The organism is Paenibacillus sp. Y859 (assembly GCF_056786405.1).
Genome location: NZ_JBXCIZ010000001.1, coordinates 668,611 through 688,975, shown reverse-complemented (window position 1 = coordinate 688,975; position 20,365 = coordinate 668,611). Strand labels below are relative to the sequence as shown.

The window sequence follows — 20,365 nt, the reverse complement described above, 5'->3', positions numbered from 1 at the left end:
GGAGCAGGCGCAGAGAGATATGTAAGGGATTTCTCTGCCAGGATCAGCTCGGACATTGTCGGACTTACGAGATGGTTGAAAGAGCCAATTAGTGAATCATCCTTCGACATTAGCTAGATAGCTGAAATCCCTTGTCCCACTGGGGATTTCAGTCGATGAATCCGATGCGTAGCGATCACACCGAAACCCCAATTTCAAGAATCAGGTTCTAATGGTGTAACAACCGTGGAGGTTCGAGTCCTCTTGGCCGCATAATCGATTTATAAAAGAGAAGCCTTGATTTAGAAGGCTTCTCTTTTATATTTGTCTGTATTAGGTGGCTAAGAAAGAACTAGAACAAAGAGAAGGTGATGAAGTATATGTCGTGATGCGGGTAATGCCGAAAGAATTAAGAGTTTACGGGATTGACGATATCCGCATCGAGCGAATTATACACGAGGAACTGGGCTTGAATATTTTGTGGGTACGTCTTTTTTTGTGCTCTGATACATAAATAACCCTCCTTACTCAAACAATGAAAGCAGAAGTAAGAAGGGGTGATCTATATGCGTTCAATAAGTAGTCGGTTTGTACAATGTCGTAAATGGGTAATTGTCTGTCTTGGGTTCAGCTTGATTTGGAACATTGGAAATGCGGATGCAGCGGGAGTGCGTACTGAAACCTCTCAGGCCAAGCCAAAGGTAGCGGTGATCATTGATGATTTCGGTAATGGACAGAATGGAACGGAAGAAATGTTATCATTGCCTGTCAAAATAACAGTGGCCATCATGCCATTCCTGCCAACAAGTCATCGGGATGCAGAGTTAGCCCATAAGAAGGGCTATGATGTCATCGTTCATATACCAATGGAGCCTAAGCATGGGAAAGCGAGCTGGCTTGGACCTGGAGCCATAACATCAGAACTTAGTGATACAGAAGTTCGTAAGCGGGTAGAAGATGCGATTGATGATATTCCATACGCGATTGGAATGAACAATCATATGGGTTCTCTAATAACTGGCAATGAAAGAATTATGTCTGTGGTGATGCAAGTCTGTCTAGAAAGAGGATTGATCTATATAGATAGCAGTACCAATTATCGTTCGATCGTTGGTAAGCTTGCAAACCAAATGGGCATACCTCCTGTAGCCAATCATATTTTCTTAGATGATGTTCACACGACCAGTCATATTAGTAGGCAATTAAAAGCTGTAGAATTATGGGCCAAGGATCATCACTATTGTGTCACTATTGGTCACGTCAGTACAAAAGGAGATAAAACTGTCCAATCACTTAAAGCACAAATTCCACAAATGAAGGAAAGTGTGGAATTTGTCGGAATAACTGATCTTGCGAGAGAAGTTTGGGGGTGGAATCCTGCTCCTATGATACCGTCAAATAACTAATAATACCTGCTACAATGGCCTCTGCTATGGCTAGTTGTTTACGTGGATTACAAAGCATGGCCCGATCTTCAGCATTACTTAGAAAACCCATCTCCACAATAACGGCTGGGTCTAGAACATAGTTGAGAATATAATACGGTTTACCATATACAGGCTGTTGGTGTGTGGTGTATAGAGGATTTAGATGTTGTTGAATGATATTGGCAAGAAGGAAACTACGTCCTTCATTCTGATGCAACACGAGTGGGCCACGTTTGTTGGCTCTCTTTCCCCAATTGACATGCAGGCTAACCACAATTTGTGTCGGAATGGAGCGACTTAACTCCTTACGCTGGGCTAAATCGCGAAGGTGACGTGAAGAGTTGTTCAACCAATGATTGTCATCGCTGAGGGCGTAATCTCCTGAACGATTCAATACGGCATCGTAACCCTTGCTTCGGAGGAGCATATATACTTTTTTGGCAACAATAAGATTGATATCCTTCTCTAGAATTTCTTGAAAAGATGTTCCTCCGTCGATTCCCCCATGACCTGCATCAATTAGAATGGTTTCTTTGGTGAAGGCAGATTGAGCTGGATCTTCAGGGGCAGCAATGATATAACTTGGGTTGGATAGCGTACTAAATAGTAAAACGATAGCCATCGTAATAGCTAGTAGATAACTTTTCCTGGATAAGATGATCATTGTTTCGTAGCACCTCTCTTTTCGTTTGAGTAACTGAATGTTAGAATGTGCAAATATGTGGAGAAAATTCATAGAAATATTTTTTTTAGAAAAAGAAGAAACCATTATCTAGTTCTTACGTACTAACCCTATAGTGAACCATTTGTTCAGAAGGGGAGAGATATTATTGAGCTTTAGTAATCAAGATCAGAACCACAGTAATAGTGGTCCAAAGATGCCAGATTTTAAGCCGGGAACAGTAAAAAAAATAGTTATCGGTATTGTTTCAGCAATCATTATTCTGTTTGTAGGATCATCTTCGTTCTATACGGTGCAAGAGCAAGAGCGTGCTGCTATTCTTACATTCGGTAAGTATTCGCATGAATCTTCGGCAGGATTACATTTCAAATGGCCTTATCCGATTCAACAGGTTATAACGGTCCCAGCGGAACTGACACAACGAATACATATCGGTTACCGTGAAGAGGGGAATAAATCAGTTGAAGTTGAAGATGAAGCGATGATGATTACGGGCGATGAGAATATCGTATCAGCGGACGCTGTCGTTCAGTGGAAAATAAGTAATATCCGCGATTATTTATTTAATATTGATGATCCAGAGCAATTTCTGCGTAATGCGGCCAGTTCTTCGATCCGTGCTGTTATTGGTTCAGAGAAATTAGATTATGCGATTACAGATGGTAAGACGGTCATTCAAGATAAGGTTCGAGAGAAGTTACTTGAACTCCAGACCAAATACAATACGGGTATTCAAATTATCGATATTAAATTCCAGGATATTGAACCCCCAAGCGGCCAAGTATCAGAAGCATTCCGTGAAGTAACGAATGCGCGTGAAGAGAAGAATACGAAGATTAACAATGCTGCGAAGTATGAGAATGATCTTATTCCCAAAGCACGCGGTGAGGCTCAAGCACTTCTGGAGAATGCAGAAGGAGAGAAGAAGTCACGGATATTAAATGCGCAAGGTGACGTAGCTCAATTTAACGCGATATATGCGGAGTATGTGAATAATCCAAACGTGACTGAGAGCCGTCTGATTCTAGAAACTTTAGAGAAAATTCTACCTAATGCACAAATATTTATTACGAATACAAATAGTGATACGGTGAATTACTTACCATTGAATGAGCTCATGCGCAGTGGTTCGAATAGCTCAACTAATTCAACCAATCCACCTGCTACAACTGCTCCACAAGGAGGCGTTACACAATGAAGAATAAATGGATAGCTCTTGTATCGGTCGTTCTTATCCTTATTTTGGGATCAGGATCTATGTATGTTGTGAAGGAAGGAGAATATAAGGTCGTACTTAGATTCGGTGAAGCAGTAAGAGCAGTATCAGAGCCAGGATTAAAGTTTAAAATTCCGTTTATTGAGAATCTTTCAACTTTGCCTAGATATCAGATGACTTATGATAGCGCTCCTACCACCATACTTACGAAAGATCAGAAACCGATTGTCGTCGATAATTATACCGTATGGCGTATCAATAACGCCTCGAAGTTTCTAAGAACCGTTCAGTCGGTTAATGGTGGTACTCAACGAATCAATGAAGCGGTATATAACTCTGTTCGCCGTAAGTTATCAGAAGTGAACTATGAGAATATCATTAGTGAGAATACTGAACGCGGTAACATTAATGATGAGATAACGAAGGATGTTATTGATGCATTAACGAGAGATGATTATGGGATTGAGATTATTGATGTTCGTATCAAACGTACCGACTTACCAGAGGAGAATAAACAAAGTGTGTATAACCGGATGATTTCTGACCGTCAATCGATCGCAGCTCGTTATTTATCTGAAGGTGATGAACAATCGCGTAAAATAACGTCTAAAGCGGATCGTACGTCAACTGAGCTGCTTGCACAAGCGCAAGCTGATGCGAAGAAGATTATTGCGGAGGGCGAAGGAGAAGCGGCAAGGATCTATAACTTGGCATATGGTAAGGATCCACAATTCTACAGCTTCTATCGGACGTTAGATAGCTATGTGACGACACTAAAGAACGAACCAGTCATCATGTTACCAATCGATTCACCGTATGCTAAAATTTTGCTAGGTAAGTAATAATTAAGAACCGCGTTCTTTCCGATACTTCGGAGAGGGCGCGGTTTTTGGTTTAAATCCTCTGCTAATTGCACAACCTAGTCATAAGCACTCTCAATGCGACCAATGAGCAAAGGAGATGAGTAGTTGTGGGAGATGAACTAAAATTGGTGAAATACATTACAGAACAAGTCGTCACTTATATAGAAACACCGCGTGAAGAGCGTCGTACAACGGTAAAAGAGCCTTGGTCCACGAAATGGTTCGGTATGATACCGATCGGTCTGACTTTGTGGAGACGGAATAGACATCCCATATCCGAGGCATCATGGCAAGATACTGACGGGGAAGAGAATTAACCTTTGTTACTTTTATTCGAACCTTATCTTCTGACCCTTTAATATATTGTGCAAAAGCGTCACTGTATTTTGCTTGAATTTGCTTCGCTGTATAATGATAGCTGTTATATTTACCAATAACTTTTCTTTCAAGAAGTGGTACGGACAATCATCGGTTTTCCACAGTTATTTTTCCATCCTTCGAAGATAAATTGATTTTAACTTCTCCCGATCCAATTGTAACGTTAGATCTTTCTTCGCCGAAAATCTTAATGCTTCCGTTATCAGCCTGTGCATGAATCGTCGCATTTGTAGGCTCGGTAGAAGTCAAAATATCAATGCGACCATTATTGGTAGTGAAGTCAATCGGGTAATCAAGTGAGTCTGTCAACAATTCGATCTGCCCGTCATTCGCATTTGCTGAGAGCTTGCCTTTGATCTCTTCCAGCCCGATCTTTCCGTTATCAGCAACGGCGGAGACTAAATCTGCCTGAATACGTTTAAACTCAATACGCCCATCATTTGCTTTAGCTTTGATGGTAGAGCCAATCATATTTTCCGCTTTTATTCGACCGTTATCGGATTCAATAATAATCGAATCAGCGTGAATATCTCTTAATTCAATCCGTCCGTCATTCGCTTTAACGTTTACTTCGCTTGCCTCCATATCTTCTGCTGAAATCGAACCATTGCTGCTCTGAATCTGGACGGTGTCATACAGTTTTTTCGGTACATACACTTTCAATGTTTCTGATTTCGGAACAATGTCGAAATTATAAAATTTAGGACTCGCTTCTTTATAGACAATTGATAAAATGGAGTCCCGAACGGTAGCCGAAACATTATTTCTTATACCACGTCCTGAAATTTCGATAAAAGCACCCGCTTCATTTGTGGGAATCAGTTCAACCCGAGCATCATTGGTTGATATCTTAATGTTCGTGAAATTCTCATCTTTAATTGTGATTTCTTCCGTAACCCATTCGGATTTTTGTGTTAAATTATAGGTCAAAACACTTCCGACAACACCGACTAGTAAAAGGAGCAAAGCAATAATCGATAGCTTTTTAATGTTCAGCATGTTTTAAACCTCCTTTCACAAGTTTCATGTTGAATTTCATATAGTAAACAAAACCGTTCATCAAAGACTTCGTAGCGAATAGCATACCAATTGCGATGAAGAAACCGAGTCCACACAAGGCTACTGAACTGAATAAATCGAAATACTCAAATGTACTTGGGTAAATAATAACATTTAGCAAAACGAGGAGAGGTGCTGCTATAAATCCAATGCCTGCCACCCAGCCAGCAATAATTACAGCGAGTATTGCAATGAATGGTCCAAGGACAATAATAAGGTTGAAGAACCCTAAACCAATAAGAGCCCACATTGCACGCATAATATTACCCGTTGTTACAGTAGTATTCGCTTTTTCAAGATGGTATGTTGCGGACAACTCTTTGCCTATATTTTTTGGAGAACCAAGGGAGGTTGCAATTTGCTCCTCGGATTTCCCATCTAAAAGCCCATTTGTGAAATACTCTTCATAGTCCTGTAATATTTCTTGCCGGTCGTTGATAGGAAGTCGTGTTAGAGTTGCTTTTAGTTCCTTTAGAAATTTTTCCTTATTCATCTAAACATTCCTTCCAAATAAATTTTCTGATCTATTCTTGATTGGATTACAATGCTTCAACTATCTGTCGGAAAATTAAATTTCATTCCGTAAACTTTCCTCGATTAATGTATTCACGCCATCCGTGAAATTCCTCCATTCCGCCAACTGTTCATGAAGATACTGGCGACCTGTCTCTGTCAACTTGTAATATTTCCGTGGAGGACCTTCCGTTGAATCCTGCAAATAGGTCGTGAAATAACCCTCCTTTGTCAAACGGCGAAGGAGGGGATAAACCGATCCTTCCGAAATGGCAATCTGATTGGAAATCTTTTGTACGAGTTCGTATCCGTAGCGATCTTGCTTGTCGAGAAGGACAAGAACACATAGATTCAAAACACCTTTTTTGAATTGAATATTCACCCAACAACTTCTCCCTCACTACTAGTTAATGTACAGTACCGTTTCATGTAAAGTACTTGCTGAAAAGAATATATCACATGGTACTATCCATTGCAAGGTACTGATAATTTATAATAGTGCGGATGCACCTGACACCCACACTATTATAAATTATTTGTTTTAGGATCTTTTATATTTGACTTTTCTTTTATAGATTGAACCTTTTCATCCACATAACAAGATCATTCTGTCAACTCAGGGAAAGCACGGAATTCCCCTTTGCTGCGTAAGAGAGATAAGGGAAGATATCGCTGTCCGCTCAGACCGGTACCTACATAAATAGTTTGTTGCGGAGTAGCTTTACTAGAGGTCCACTTCTGAAAACCTGATACTGCAAAGGGTCCGCCCACATCATCATTATGATAGGGTGCCGTGAAGATTAAGTTGTTATTATTATTGATATAGTTGACTATATCGTCGTCAGATAGCAGCGATAGACGTGGGGTTGTGATCCACATGAGATTTGCTAGTGGGTCTCTTTCCCCTTGTCGAGCTACCGCAGCTGCGGATGTAAAAGAGTAATCTTGTTCAGTAAAGTGTGCGGTATTTAGCTTAGAAGTTTGTAGGTTGAGCTTCTTTAAGTGCGATTCGTCCCAAGGAAGGACGTCCATGGTTAGTGCGTTAAGGTATAAGGTCTCATAGTTCCCAAATGATATTTTCCATAAAGGGAGTAATGGTGCATAGAGAGGCTCTATGTTAGTTGGGTACGCATACTTAGATGATGAGGAAATGATGTCTGACTGCATCAAGGTCTGATGCAGGGAAGTTAGATCGTAAGGTACCGAGGGACTGCGTCCGTATTCGCTGAGTATATAGGCTTGGGTATCACTGTCTTCTGCTGTGAAGATGAGATAGCCGAGTTCTTGTTGATTCATGGATACGGTAACGAGCCAGCTATGTGTACCAGGTCCTAGCGGGAAGTACCCAAGTTCGGAATTCTTCCAAGAAGCGAATGATGCTTGTTCTGAAAGTTGCTCGACAACAGTCTCGGTAAGAGTCTTTAAGACGGAAGGAGCAGGAATTGAACTCTGACCTGTTGTGACAGCCCAATCCGAAGGCTCATTGGGGGATTGCACTGTAGTCTTTTTCACGACAAAGGATTTTTTAGATATTGCTGCAGCACTGACAGTAGATACAGAAGCCGAAGGCTGAGTGGCAGACATCAACAAATGGACACTGAGCAGGGCGATCATTAATTTGGACACTGGAGGTAAGAAGTTCATACAATCCACCTTTCACAAATAGAGGTTGTTCAAAAAGTCATCTTTTGATCACGAAGCATAGCGGGAAGCGTATTCGACATCGAATATTGAATTCAGCCGGTCTTACTCGCACTAATGGGAGCTTATTACAGTGTAAAGGACAGGCTTTAAAAAGGGTGTTGCAAACTGTCATGAGGCCAATGAAAAGAGAGGGTCTTATTTTGCCCTCTTTTAGCGATGGAAGTCATACTATCTCTACTGCATAGGTCTGAGGTGAAATAGACCGCAAGTTATGGCGGACAGTTTCACTTTGGGCTCGTATTGCCAGGACATTTCACTACGTCTTGCATCGTATTGCTCACGGATGTGGTTATTCTTCTCTTCATCGGGGTCATTCATCATATGTTCATAATAACTATCAATAATCGCGAGCTCTTCCTTTAACCGTTCTTGTGCTTGATCTGCCCATTGGTAGTCGAGTTGGTTGAGTGTAGCAATCAGATTGGATTGTAACTGTTCGGCAGCCTTGCCTAAAGACAGTTCCGCAGGATTAATATGAACATTCTCGGGAATTCTCGGGCTTAAGCTTCGACCTGCTAATTGTTGACGGAAATCCTTGGTTATGACACCACTTAACAAAGAGATCCCCATGAAATGGAGTTGTTCTTTTTTCACATCACAAGTCATTTCTACTTTGAAGCAGACCGCTAACCAAGGTTCATAGGCGGCAGAGAATAGTGCGCGACGTTGTAAGTTTCCTGGTTCTTCAAATAAATAGACAGAGGAGCCTTCCCGTCTAGCAGCATCCCATATTTGCTGAAGTCGTTGGCTTCCATAGTTCACATCTTCACGTAGAATTCGACCGGGTCCCATGCGAGGCACCGTAGGTGTTACATCGAAATAGCGTGACAGAATGCTGTCTTGCGGAATCCCCTCACTATTCATTATAGGAGCAGGCTTCACATCGGGTACGGTGTAGCGTTCGGAATCGAAAACAAAGGTGTAGCACAAAGTTTCGGGATCTACTCCCGTACGCTCAACAAATCCCCAATAATAGGGACGATTCGTTAGTTGCTTATCAGCTTGGGGCGATAACTTCACCGTGATATGATATGGAGATTTCTCGATCACTTGACAGTCGGTCGCTTCTAAATAAGTCATCATATGTTGTTGTACTTGATCAGAAGACATACTCATGTCATGCCTCTTCCTCTCTTAATTCACTTAGGTCACTTAGGTCACTTATGCCTTCAACTTCAACTTGCCGCTTTACTTCATCTAATGTTTGACCGAGTGAACTAACCTTTTGTCTTAACTCCTCATTCGATTGGGATTCCAATACTATTTTATAGAGACTTTTCTCTAGAGATTCCTTTTTCTCGAATCGCTCTAGGATGACATCGAGTCCACCAATGACTGTTTCGAACATATTAATTTTTTCATGTAGCAAATTTAAAATATGTTCTTCAATCGTTCCTGTCGTAGATAAATTGAATATCTTCACATCATTCTGTTGTCCTAATCGGTGGATTCTCCCAATTCGTTGCTCTACACGCATCGGGTTCCATGGCAGATCGAAGTTAATCATATGGTGGCAAAATTGTAGATTGATCCCTTCGCCACCCGCTTCCGTAGCAATCATCACTTGTGCTCGACCACGAAATAGATCCATCATCCAATCCTTCTTACCACGATTCATACCTCCACGATAAGGAACGCAATTCAGTCCATGTGCACGAAAATACTGCAATAAATATTCTTGAGTGGCACGGTATTCTGTAAATACGATCACTTTTTCATTCATATCGCGGATAAGCTCCATCGTTTTCTCGGCCTTGGTGTTGGACTTGATTTCTTTGATCATATAGACGAGATCCCATATTTTGGCGCGAAGAGGGGAGTCCTCGGGCATTTTCTTAGTTAGATTTACTAACGTAACGAATACAGCATCACGGCTACTGCAAACTTCGCGTTGAAGGGTTACTAAAGACAGCATACTGCTGAGGTTACTTCCGGCTGCTTCATACTGATCTTTCACATAAGAAGTCACACCGTCATATAAAGCTTGCTCGTCAGGAGATAGTTGAAGATTGACATTACGAACCGTTCTTTTGGTGAAAATAGTAGGACCTTCGCCCCGACGATTACGAATCATGACCTTAGAAAGTTCGTCTTTCAATAGTCCTTCGTTCTTAGCGATGCGCTTATCGACAACATAGTTCGTGGAGAACTCACCCTGTTTCCCAAGTTGACCAGGCTTCAGCAGTGTGATCAGATTGAATAACTCTCCAAGGTTGTTCTGAACAGGAGTTGCTGTGAGTAGCAGACAATATTTCTTCCTGAGCTTTTGGATGAATTGGTAGTTCGATGTCTTCTTATTTTTGAGTTTATGTGCTTCATCAATAATGAGCATGTCATATTCTTGATCTAATAGAATTTCCTTGTGAGGATCTCTCTTCGCTGTATCCATAGAAGCTACGACGATATCTGAGTTCCAAGAGTAGGCTTTCTTCTGAGCGACGGCTGGAATGCCAAACTTACTATTCAATTCACGAACCCACTGAAGAACCAATGACGCCGGTACGAGAATAAGCACTTTCGAGACTAGCCCGCGAATGATATATTCTTTTAGAATAAGTCCAGCCTCAATTGTCTTACCCAGCCCTACTTCATCTGCCAGAATAGCTCTCCCAGACATGGTAAATAATACTTTACGTGCTGTATCTATTTGATGGGGAAGCGGGGTTAGACCTTGAAGGTATTTAAGACATTGTAATTCATCAAAACTTGTAACCAAACGGGATTCTTCACCCTGTACAGCTAATTGGAACAATCGCCAGTCGCCCCAAGGTCCTCCTTTGTCAACACGATTCTCTAAATCTTCAAGCCAACGATTATCAATCACGAGTGGAACGGGCAACTCTTGTGTCGTCATAATGTGAGGATGAGTGCTTGGCGTATCCATGATTACCCTCCCTTTTGAATGAATAGAATTCACTGTAAGGTGTAGTATGCACTGAAGTAGTGGAGTTCATAACTAATGATGAAAGAAAGAGGTTGATAGAGGAAAATGAAGATTGTCTAATAATGTATAGGTTTCTTGGCTGAAATTTCACCAATTCGGCATAGAATTACAATATGTAGTGTAGTATAATATTCTGAGCACAATATATTGTGGAATATAGTTTTGGAATCTCGGATTTCAAAACATGAATACCATTAATGGGAGGTTGTTTTTTTGAGCGAATTACAGCATACAAGCCGATTAGAGGGCTTAAGTGAGAAAATATTTCTGGATAGATACGCGTGGAAAGATGCGGATAGTAATAACGCTAAGGTAGGGGATGTAGTTCTAGTCCTGACGAAGGATGACCCTAAATTCCCAACGAAGGAAGTAGGCGAAATTGTTAAGCGCGAGGGTAGATCGGTAACGGTGAAAACGCGCAGTGGCGAACTTGTAGAGTCTCAAGTTGAGAAGCTTACATTGAATATTGAGAAGACACCTGAAGAGATGTGGGATCGCTTAGCGAAGGCGATGTCCTCTGTTGAGGAGACACCAGAGCTTCAAGCCGAATGGCAAGGGAAGTTCCGTTATCTGTTGGATGATTGGAAGCTTGTTCCTGGGGGACGGATTGCGGCAGGAGCTGGTGCGAGTGAAGAACTGACCTTGTTTAACTGTTATGTTATCCCTTCACCAAAAGACAGCCGTGGCGGTATTATGAACACTCTTTCGGAGATGACAGAGATTATGGCACGTGGTGGAGGTGTGGGGATAAACTTATCATCCCTTCGACCGCATAGATCGATCGTCAAAGGGGTAAATGGTTCATCAAGTGGTGCTGTATCATGGGGAGGTCTATTCAGTTATACGACGGGTCTAATTGAACAGGGTGGTAGCCGACGTGGGGCGCTCATGTTGATGATTAACGATTGGCATCCGGATGTACTAGATTTCATTACGGTGAAGCAGACGATGGGTCAAGTAACGAATGCTAACCTATCTGTTTGTGTGAGCAATGGGTTCATGAAGGCTGTCAAAGAAGATCTAGATTGGGAATTAGTATTCCCAGACACATCAATGCCTGGTTACGATGAAACGTGGGATGGCGATTTAGATAAGTGGAAGCAAGCTGGAGGCAAAGTGATCCCGTACCGTACGGTGAAAGCACGTGAAATTTGGAATACGATTACGGAAGCGGCATGGAAATCCGCTGAACCTGGTGTCGTATTCATGGAACGTTATAATGATATGTCTAACAGTTGGTATTTTAACCCGATTATTTGTACGAATCCTTGTGGTGAGCAAGGCTTGCCGGCTTGGGGTGTATGTAATTTATCTGCGATTAATTTATCGAAGTTCTACGATGCGAAGACGCATGATGTGAATTGGGATGAACTAGCAACAACAACTCGTTATTCGGTGCGCTTCTTGGATAATGTCATTAACAAGACACCTTACCATTTTGAAGAGAATGAGAAGAACCAGAAGAAGGAGCGGCGTGTAGGTCTAGGTACGATGGGGCTCGCAGAATTGATGATTAAACTGAATATTCGTTACGGTAGCCCAGAATCATTGGAATTCCTTGATAAAGTATTTGGTTTCATAGCTCGCGAATCTTACTTGGCATCGGCAGATATTGCGGAAGAGAAAGGTTCATTCACAGCATTTGATGCTGAGAAATACTTACAAAGTGGATTCATGCGTAATATGACGGAAGTCTACCCAGAAGTTGGCCAAGCTATTAGAGAAAAAGGTATGCGTAACGTGACAGTCATTACGCAAGCACCGACAGGTAGTACGGGTACAATGGTCGGGACTTCAACGGGGATTGAGCCATATTTCGCATTCAAATATTATCGTCAAAGTCGTCTAGGTTATGATGAGCAATTCGTGCCGATCGCGCAGGAGTGGATTGAAGCACATCCTGGTCAGGAATTGCCGGATTATTTCGTTACATCGATGGATCTGTCCGCTAAAGAGCATATTTATGTACAAGCAGCGATTCAGCGCTGGGTAGATAGCTCCATCTCGAAGACAGCCAACTGTCCTTCCGACTTTACCGTAGAAGAGACGGCAGAGCTCTATGAGCTGGCATTCGATCTCGGTTGCAAAGGCGTAACCATCTATCGTGATGGTAGTCGTGACACGCAAGTTCTCAATACGGAAAAGAAGGAATCTGTGGACAATGTGGCACAAGAAGTGGAAGAAGAGAATCAAGTAGTGGATCATATTGCAGGTGAAGATGCTGCTCTAGAATCACTAAGTGGAAGTCTGACGTCTGAAGCGTCCGTTGAATCGCAAGAGACGAAAGTCGTTGATAAGAAGTATAAGAGACGTCCACAAGTTCTGCGTGGAGCGACATATAAGGTGAATACACCATTTGGGATGGCATATATAACAATCAACGATCTCAATGGAATCCCTAGCGAAATCTTCCTGAATGTTGGTAAGGCAGGATCTGACGTATTCGCTATGGCAGAAGCTTTAGGTCGTGTATGTTCCTTGTTCCTCCGCTATGGAGATCATGGGCAGAAAGTGGAACTCCTTATTAAGCATCTTAAAGGAATCGGTGGTTCAGGCGCTATTGGCTTCGGTGCGAATCGTGTGGAATCCATCGCAGACGCGGTTGCGAAAGCACTAGAATCTCATGTACAGAGTGATGCAGGGAGTGAACATGATCATGATCATGATCCAGCACCTGTAGCGCGCGCAGTAGAATCAGCGAACGCTGGCTCTGGTCAACATCATCAGGGGATAAAGCAAACATCTCGTGACCTATGTCCAAGCTGTGGTTCAGCTGCACTTATCAGCATCGAAGGATGTAAGACGTGTAGTAACTGTGGATATAGTAAGTGCTCGTAGGGTGAGGTTTAATATTTACTTTGGTGATCGTTTGTGATGGATCGCGAAAGCTGCGAAAAATTCTACAATGTTGCGAAAAATGGATCATATAAATTCTAATAAAAATACTGATAGTTGAGCCTACAGAACAATAGTTCTGTAGGCTTTTGTTTAATGGGTTACCCCGCTAGATCTACAACAAAAATTAACGAAGATTGATAATGCAGATCATAGATTATCAACATCAAGCTAACGGCGAACGGTAGTTGATTGAAATGGTAGTTACTGGTACTAAACTGAAGGGCAGCTTAGGTCAACAGTGCTGGGTAATAATATTTTTCCTTTAATGCGAACTTTGGGTTTAAAGTTGCGTCTAGATTACTATATAGAATCTTCTAAAAACATTTTTTGAGAGGGGTTTTTTTAAGTTGCAAAAATTGACAGAAAATGAGGTGTCTATATTGAAGAAGAGGGCTTTTGTTCTTCTCTTGTCCTTTTGTTTACTAAGCTCAGGAACGAGTTTTGCAAATTCGGTAGATAAACAATCGATAATCGTTAGTGTAAATGATTATGTAATAAATTTAGATGTGGAACCTATTAATGATCAAGGAACGGTTTTTGTCCCGATCCGTTCTATTGTGGATTCATTAGGAGGTAAAATAATCTCATGGAAGAACAACGATGTATTCATATCGAAAGGAACCACTACGGTTAAGCTAAGCATGGGTTCTAAAACGGTCTATAAAGATCACGAACAATTTTCGCTTATAGCTGCTCCAAAGTTAATAAATGGGAGAATATTGGTACCCCTTCGTTTTCTCTCCGAAGCGTTAGGTGCGTCGGTAAATTATGAAAACCATCGTGTAACGATTATAACGGACGACTCAAAACAATCACTAGACGTCAGTGGAAACACAATAGGTAACCTAAACAACGATGGCTTGTATGTGGAATATAAAGAATGGATTTATTACAATAATCATCGTGACAGCGGCAAACTTTACAAAGTAAATACAGATGGCTCCCAAAGACAAAAAGTCAGTGATGGAAAATTCGTCCAGTATCTTAACATCGTTAACGAAATTCTTTATTATACAAGTGACAATAAACTTTTCAAATCAGATTTAGACGGGGCAGATCGAACGCTTCTAAAGGACTTTGGAATTGGGAGCAACTTGGTAACAGTTATGGGTGATTGGATATATTACACGGAAGGAACTTCTATGCATAAACCGCTATATCGCATGAAGGTGGACGGAACATCAAATGAGTTGCTTGAAAAGAATGGTGTATCGAGTATCGCTATAACAGGTAGAAATATTTTCTATACGATTAATTTCAACAAATTATTCGTTATGGAGATTGATGGTAATAATAAAAAGAAACTGTTGGATGGCGGCTATATCATGTGGGTAGATGTAAAAGACCAGTCATTATTCTTTAACTATGATGGGCAGCTTTACACAATGGGTACAGACGGAAAGTCATTAAAGAAAATCTCGGAACATGATGCTCAAAATATTAACGTGAAAGGAGATTGGTTATATTACAGCAACCACTCAGAATATACTAAGAAATTATTTCGGATAAACCTAGTCGATAAGACAACCCAAAAGCTCAGCGACCACAAAACATTTTACCTTCACATACTGGGTGATAAGATTTTCTTTTACAATCCTGATGTCACTAGCATTGAAGAGATTACTGTTGAATGAAATGAAAAGGCAATTGAAATAAAACCAGCTAATATCTTGTCAATATATTTCTCTTAATTCAGGTTGTTAAAGGAGTTTGAGAAGATGGCTAAACTACATGACAAAAAGAACAATGGTACTTTTGTCGAATTCACTTTTTTAAGATGTATACCAGGGGAAGACGAAGGTTGCCAACTTAATTTCAAGTATTATAGAGAAAATAATAAAATTTATGAATTGTGTTTTGGATGGACAAATTTAACTATAAAAAATTATATTGAGGTAACTTCAAAATTCCCATTGGAGATGTTAAACAATTTTATATTAAATGGTATGTATGTCTCTTTTGAGAAACATCTTTACCAATTGGATTGGAAAAAGCTAAGAGAAGAAAAAATATATAGACTTAGATTTTTTGGGTCGCAACAAGATTTTTCGATAAATGTAGTTGATGATGCAGTCAGAAAGTTTGGCCGCGAATTAGAAACTGAGTGGAAAGAAGGGCTTCATCTAGCTCAATAAACAATAGAGACAGCTAGTTAACCTAAAACTTAAATGATGAAATACTATGTCTCTAATTCTTTAGAGAAGACCCCAAGATGATTTGAAGTCATTAATCTTTTGGGAATTGTGGGAAAATGGTAACAAGCCGCTTCCAGTTCACGTCATTAATGTAACAAAGGAATAGTAGGATAAAGATACTTTTAGCGATAGTTAGTTTATTGTTGTACATTCCTGGCTGTGAACGTCATTCAAGGAGGCAATCCAAATGAAGAAAACTCAAATAAGCATGATGGTTGTTGTTCAGACGTTACTAATGACTCTCACAGCCTACAATAAGGATCAGGTCGGTAACAGCCGGTGTAGATTTGAAATAAAGTTGCACCGTTTCACCCCGTTAGATATGATTACCCGAAGAAGTAAAAAAGTAATGGATGCCATGGCTTATTGACATATTGGAATGGAAAATTACCTCGTTCAAAAATATTTTTTTCAGGAGAGAAGGACATGGAAGTATTTGCAGAATATTTAGCGCAGATTGATAACCCACAACATCGGGAGAGAACGGAAGAAGTTTTGGCTTGGGTAGTTAGCAATTTTGCAAATTTAGAGCCGAAAATTGCGTGGAATCAGCCTATGTTTACCGATCACGGCACATATATTGTTGGCTTTAGCGTAGCCAAACATCATTTGGCTGTTGCCCCTGAGTGTGCAGGGATTAATCATTTTTCTGATGAGATTGTGCAGGCTGGCTATGATCAAACCAAGCAGTTGGTACGTATCCAGTGGGATAGTCCGGTTGATTTCTCATTACTTGAGAAAATGATTAAGTTTAATATTTTGGATAAGGCAGACTGTTCAACTTTTTGGCGGAAATAGAAAAATCGAATTATTAAAGATTCATCACAAAGATAATAGAATATACTAACACAAACAGTCCCAATGAAGAGTTTCTGCATCAGGACTGTTTGTTTTTTAGGTAATTGTAGAAAGAGCACCTAATTTAGCTTTGAATTATATGTGCTGCCGCCTTTAATATGAACTGGTACGTCATTAATGGATACCCATACATCGGCTGCCGAATTATTGACAATAACCGAGAGGTCGACGCTAAACTTTAGGTTGCGCAAAGCGGTGACATAATCAAAAATTTCAATGTTTGTCGCATACCATACATCGGGATGTCCACCGGCTTTCTGACAGAAGTATTCCATTAGTTCCCAGTTGTTCTGATCTTCAAACTCGTAGCTATGTCCCCAAATATAGCATAGGCTAAGTTTCTGTGATGATCTTTGTGTAGTAAAACGCTCCCAGATCTTATTGATGTCATCATTGTGGTGGCAGGTCGGATGCCATTCCATGAAATCAAGCGGAACATCAAATTGTTTAGTGGAAGAAACGGTTCGACTGTATTCGATGCCCACTGCTTGCAGCGTGGGGATGATAGTTTGCGAATAAGAACCAAATGGATAAGACATTCCTCGAATCGGGTAGTCTACCAGCTTTTCCAACTGTTTACGGTCTTCTAATAGTTCATCCACAACCATAGGCAAAGGAAGACGGTCCAAGTGAGGATGGGTTACAGAATGTGCCGAGATTTCATGATTACGTGCAATACTTCGTACATCGTCATTCGTTAGAAACCCTGGGGTGTTCAACTTCGCGCTGTTGAGATGAAAGGTCCCTTTAATTCCGTATTGATCAAAAATTTCGGTTAATCGAATATCATGCTTTTGCCCATCATCATAACTCATTGTAAGTGCTTTAGATCTTCCATCTGGAAACAAATTAAATTGTAGACTCATTATATTAAACCTCCTTTTTAAACAGTATATAAACGTATTATATCATTCTAGTCTAATAGTTGAACGCTGATATTAACGATTATTCTAAGGTGGAATTCATTATGAATCGCAATCCATTTTTTAAAATGCCTTTCAGGAAATGAAACCTTTTGTCTCAAAGTGATGTATTATATGTGTAATGGAATTCTTAATGAGGAGGGTCATCATGGGAATCTTGTCAAGATTTAAAGATATTATGGCAAGCAATATTAACGCGTTATTGGATAAGGCAGAAGATCCAGAGAAGATAATTGATGATTATATGCGGAGCTTGAACAGTGATCTGGGCAAGGTCAAAGCGGAGACAGCTTCGGTGGTATCGGATGAGCGAAGAGCGAAGAGAGCGCTCGATGAATGCCAAGCTGAGATTAGAAAGCTGCAGAAATATGCGGAGAAGGCTGTGGAAGCTGGCGATGATGAGGGCGCTCGGAAGTTCCTTGAGAGAAAGGAGACGCAAGTAGAGAAAGCCAATCAATTACAAGCTACCTACGATTCAGCTGCGGCTAACGCCCTAAGTATGAAACAAATGGAGGACAAAATCGTGTCAGATGTAGGTCAGCTCGAAGAACGACGAGCCAATCTGAAGAGCAAAATAGCTTCCACGAAAGCTCAGCAAAAATTGAATTCCAGCAGCTCTTCTGCAGGTGCGAACAGTTCCATCCTCAATGCTATGGAAGAGAAGGTTAATCTGGCATATGATGAAGCTATGGCTCTAACTGAACTTAGAGCAGAACCGAAGGATGATTTGGACGATCTGATCGCACAATTAGAGAAGAGTATGAATGCGAATCCAGAAGATAATGAATAACAGTTTATTTGTGATAGAGGTGAGTAGATGTCAGTAATTGAATATAAATGTCCAAACTGTGGTAATGGTATGGTCTTTAATAGTAAGACAGGAATGTTATCATGCCAAAGCTGCGGAAGAGAAGATAATATTGAGCAACTTCCTGATCCAATCAGTCCCCATGTTTTTTCGGAGAATGAGGTTATGGAGTATCATTGTAATAGCTGCGGAGCAGTTATCATGACTGAAGCCGAGACGGCGGCAACGGTCTGTAGCTTCTGTGGTTCAGCTGTCGTAATCGGTGATCGGCTGACGGGGACGCTTGCTCCGGCGATGGTCATCCCCTTTTCAATTAGTAAGGAAGAAGCGATGAATGCTTTTCGGAAATGGTGCAAGAATGGACGTCTGACGCCAAATGACTTTATGACAGCGGATCGAGTCGAAGGAATAACCGGATTGTATGTGCCCTTCTGGTTATATGAATTACATAATAAGGTGGAGGTTCATGGTCATGGCACGAAGGTGAGAACCTACAGAAAAGGAGACTATCAGATTACGGAAACGCAGCATTTCGATGTATACCGAAAGATTCGTCTCAACTATGTGAAGGTACCGATTGATGCCGCGGAGAAAATGAATGATGAACTGATGGATAAATTAGAGCCATTTCCTTACGGAAAACTAAAAGAATTTAAAACGCCATATCTTGCTGGCTATATCGCAGAAAAATATAGTTATAACGATAAAGAGTTGTACCCGCGTGCGAAAGAAAAGATTAAGGAATACATTAATTCTTATATTCAGTCTGCGACTTCAGGATATACAACGATGAGCTTCACGAATAAGCAAATTGATACCCGTGTCAAACAGGCGGATTATGTCCTGCTTCCGGTTTGGATGGTACAGTATGACTATAATAAGTCAAAGTATACGTTTGCTATGAACGGCCAGACGGGTAAGATCGTTGGGAAGCCTCCGATCAGCAAGGTGAAAGTGACCGCATGGTTTGCAAGTATTTCTGGTGCCAGCTTACTTTCACTGAAGCTAATTTCGTTGATGATGGGGGGGGGGTTCTGGTGAACAAGCAAAGAACGATCCTTGCCATCCTGTTCTTCTTCGTTGTGTACCTAGCGGTTCCTATGGAGATGACAGCTACAGCATCAGAATTAAAAACGCTAATATATGATGAAGCGGGTCTGCTAGATCAGGGAGAGTATGATGAGTTGAATCTGATGGCTAATGAATACGGAGCCGAAAGAGAAACGGATATTATCATTTTAACTTCTAACAACGATGGCAATATTGATGTGGAGGATATGACGGATGACTTTTACGATGAACAGGCATTTGGATATGATAAGCCTCATGGTAATGCGGTTATATTGACTATGGATATGAGAAATAGAGAGATCTATTTCGCTGGATTTTATAAAGCTAAGGTTTATCTGGATGACAGTAGGCTTGATAAGATCCGCGATAAAATTACACCGGATTTAAGTAATGGCGATTACGGACTTGCATTTCAAAAGTATATTCAAACAGCATATGAATATATGGGAATTGAGCCAAGTGTTAACTCAGGCACTAACTCGGGTATAAACTCAGGTAATAACTCAAGTATTTACCCGAATGAGACCTCAAATATGAACTCAAACGTTGATCCGGATAACATACTATTTAATGGTTGGTTTCAATTGGCTGTATCATTAGGACTTGGTGGGCTTATCGTAGGTCTGATGGCTTATCGTTCTGGTGGTCGTGTGACGGTAAATCGGCATACGTACGAGGATGCAAGCACTTCAGGGATTCTGGATCGCCGGGACCAATACCTTCGAACAACGACAACGAAACGGAAGATCGAAAAGAACAATGGCGGCGGTTCAGGTGGCGGAGGTACGACTCGAGGTGGTCATTCGCATAGCGGCAGTAGAGGATCATTTTAAATAGAAGGGATGAT

The 20,365-nt window shown here is 41.0% G+C and carries 21 protein-coding genes; 13 read left to right on the top strand and 8 right to left on the bottom strand.

The annotated features are described in order from the left end of the window. The first annotated feature begins 316 nt into the window (after positions 1 to 316). Positions 317 to 493, top strand: coding sequence for a hypothetical protein (locus tag AC1TO8_RS03545; RefSeq protein WP_482054218.1), 177 nt, complete (start codon positions 317 to 319; stop codon positions 491 to 493). Positions 494 to 545: 52 nt separating this feature from the next. Then, a complete protein-coding gene (locus tag AC1TO8_RS03540; RefSeq protein ID WP_482054217.1) occupies positions 546 to 1,385 on the top strand; it encodes a divergent polysaccharide deacetylase family protein in 840 nt (279 codons plus the stop codon). On the opposite strand, the gene AC1TO8_RS03535 is transcribed toward AC1TO8_RS03540, so the two are convergent. Then, complete coding sequence (locus AC1TO8_RS03535) at positions 1,363 to 2,070, bottom strand: N-acetylmuramoyl-L-alanine amidase (RefSeq protein ID WP_482054216.1); 708 nt, start codon at positions 2,068 to 2,070, stop codon at positions 1,363 to 1,365. The two genes, AC1TO8_RS03540 and AC1TO8_RS03535, sit on opposite strands and share 23 nt — an antisense overlap. A gap of 166 nt (positions 2,071 to 2,236) precedes the next feature. On the opposite strand from AC1TO8_RS03535, the gene hflK reads away from it, so the two are divergent. The 3 genes from hflK (at position 2,237) to AC1TO8_RS03520 (ending at position 4,484) form a co-directional block, all read left to right on the top strand. Beyond that, positions 2,237 to 3,286 carry an FtsH protease activity modulator HflK gene (hflK, locus tag AC1TO8_RS03530; protein WP_482054215.1) on the top strand — a complete coding sequence of 350 codons (1,050 nt, stop codon included), beginning with the start codon at positions 2,237 to 2,239 and terminating at the stop codon, positions 3,284 to 3,286. Then, positions 3,283 to 4,146, top strand: a complete 864-nt coding sequence (hflC, locus tag AC1TO8_RS03525; RefSeq protein ID WP_482054214.1) for a protease modulator HflC — start codon at positions 3,283 to 3,285, stop codon at positions 4,144 to 4,146. The genes hflK and hflC overlap by 4 nt, the downstream gene beginning before the upstream one ends. Positions 4,147 to 4,274: 128 nt before the next feature. Then, positions 4,275 to 4,484, top strand: coding sequence for a YqzE family protein (locus AC1TO8_RS03520; RefSeq protein WP_482054213.1), 210 nt, complete (start codon positions 4,275 to 4,277; stop codon positions 4,482 to 4,484). Between the two features lie 148 nt (positions 4,485 to 4,632). Here AC1TO8_RS03520 and AC1TO8_RS03515 read toward each other — a convergent pair whose 3' ends face one another. From AC1TO8_RS03515 to AC1TO8_RS03490, 6 genes are all read right to left on the bottom strand, one after another. Next, entirely contained in the window at positions 4,633 to 5,544 is a 912-nt protein-coding gene (locus tag AC1TO8_RS03515; RefSeq protein ID WP_482054212.1) for a DUF4097 family beta strand repeat-containing protein, read from the bottom strand. Continuing rightward, entirely contained in the window at positions 5,531 to 6,097 is a 567-nt protein-coding gene (locus AC1TO8_RS03510; protein ID WP_482054211.1) for a DUF1700 domain-containing protein, read from the bottom strand. Before AC1TO8_RS03510 ends, AC1TO8_RS03515 begins: the two co-directional genes overlap by 14 nt. Before the next feature lie 75 nt (positions 6,098 to 6,172). Continuing rightward, the gene (locus AC1TO8_RS03505; protein ID WP_482054210.1) at positions 6,173 to 6,499 is read right to left on the bottom strand and encodes a PadR family transcriptional regulator; all 327 of its coding nucleotides are present in this window, start codon (positions 6,497 to 6,499) and stop codon (positions 6,173 to 6,175) included. Positions 6,500 to 6,720: 221 nt separating this feature from the next. Next, positions 6,721 to 7,761, bottom strand: coding sequence for a hypothetical protein (locus AC1TO8_RS03500; protein WP_482054209.1), 1,041 nt, complete (start codon positions 7,759 to 7,761; stop codon positions 6,721 to 6,723). Between the two features lie 234 nt (positions 7,762 to 7,995). Continuing rightward, the gene (locus AC1TO8_RS03495; RefSeq protein ID WP_482054208.1) at positions 7,996 to 8,937 is read right to left on the bottom strand and encodes a YqhG family protein; all 942 of its coding nucleotides are present in this window, start codon (positions 8,935 to 8,937) and stop codon (positions 7,996 to 7,998) included. A 1-nt stretch (position 8,938) separates the two neighbouring features. Beyond that, the gene (locus AC1TO8_RS03490; RefSeq protein WP_482054207.1) at positions 8,939 to 10,705 is read right to left on the bottom strand and encodes a DEAD/DEAH box helicase; all 1,767 of its coding nucleotides are present in this window, start codon (positions 10,703 to 10,705) and stop codon (positions 8,939 to 8,941) included. 273 nt (positions 10,706 to 10,978) lie between these two features. Here AC1TO8_RS03490 and AC1TO8_RS03485 point away from each other — a divergent pair, with 273 nt between their 5' ends. The 5 genes from AC1TO8_RS03485 to AC1TO8_RS03465 all read left to right on the top strand — a co-directional run bounded on the left by AC1TO8_RS03485 (position 10,979) and on the right by AC1TO8_RS03465 (position 16,656). Beyond that, the gene (locus tag AC1TO8_RS03485) at positions 10,979 to 13,603 is read left to right on the top strand and encodes an adenosylcobalamin-dependent ribonucleoside-diphosphate reductase (protein WP_482054206.1); all 2,625 of its coding nucleotides are present in this window, start codon (positions 10,979 to 10,981) and stop codon (positions 13,601 to 13,603) included. A 407-nt stretch (positions 13,604 to 14,010) separates the two neighbouring features. After that, the gene (locus tag AC1TO8_RS03480; RefSeq protein WP_482054205.1) at positions 14,011 to 15,297 is read left to right on the top strand and encodes a DUF5050 domain-containing protein; all 1,287 of its coding nucleotides are present in this window, start codon (positions 14,011 to 14,013) and stop codon (positions 15,295 to 15,297) included. Between the two features lie 84 nt (positions 15,298 to 15,381). Further along, positions 15,382 to 15,798 carry a hypothetical protein gene (locus AC1TO8_RS03475; protein WP_482054204.1) on the top strand — a complete coding sequence of 139 codons (417 nt, stop codon included), beginning with the start codon at positions 15,382 to 15,384 and terminating at the stop codon, positions 15,796 to 15,798. Between the two features lie 247 nt (positions 15,799 to 16,045). After that, positions 16,046 to 16,228, top strand: coding sequence for a hypothetical protein (locus AC1TO8_RS03470; protein WP_482054203.1), 183 nt, complete (start codon positions 16,046 to 16,048; stop codon positions 16,226 to 16,228). Positions 16,229 to 16,284: 56 nt separating this feature from the next. Then, positions 16,285 to 16,656 (top strand): iron chaperone, encoded by a 372-nt coding sequence (locus tag AC1TO8_RS03465; RefSeq protein ID WP_482054202.1) that lies wholly within the window; start codon positions 16,285 to 16,287, stop codon positions 16,654 to 16,656. A 119-nt stretch (positions 16,657 to 16,775) separates the two neighbouring features. Here AC1TO8_RS03465 and AC1TO8_RS03460 read toward each other — a convergent pair whose 3' ends face one another. After that, entirely contained in the window at positions 16,776 to 17,582 is an 807-nt protein-coding gene (locus tag AC1TO8_RS03460; protein WP_482054201.1) for a polysaccharide deacetylase family protein, read from the bottom strand. A 205-nt stretch (positions 17,583 to 17,787) separates the two neighbouring features. On the opposite strand from AC1TO8_RS03460, the gene AC1TO8_RS03455 reads away from it, so the two are divergent. From AC1TO8_RS03455 to AC1TO8_RS03445, 3 genes are read left to right on the top strand one after another with little or no spacing between them, the layout of a single operon-like run. Next, positions 17,788 to 18,429, top strand: coding sequence for a PspA/IM30 family protein (locus AC1TO8_RS03455; protein ID WP_482054200.1), 642 nt, complete (start codon positions 17,788 to 17,790; stop codon positions 18,427 to 18,429). A 27-nt stretch (positions 18,430 to 18,456) separates the two neighbouring features. Further along, positions 18,457 to 19,488 (top strand): TFIIB-type zinc ribbon-containing protein, encoded by a 1,032-nt coding sequence (locus AC1TO8_RS03450; RefSeq protein ID WP_482054199.1) that lies wholly within the window; start codon positions 18,457 to 18,459, stop codon positions 19,486 to 19,488. Next, a complete protein-coding gene (locus tag AC1TO8_RS03445) occupies positions 19,485 to 20,351 on the top strand; it encodes a TPM domain-containing protein (RefSeq protein ID WP_482054198.1) in 867 nt (288 codons plus the stop codon). The genes AC1TO8_RS03450 and AC1TO8_RS03445 overlap by 4 nt, the downstream gene beginning before the upstream one ends. The last annotated feature ends 14 nt before the right edge of the window (positions 20,352 to 20,365 follow it).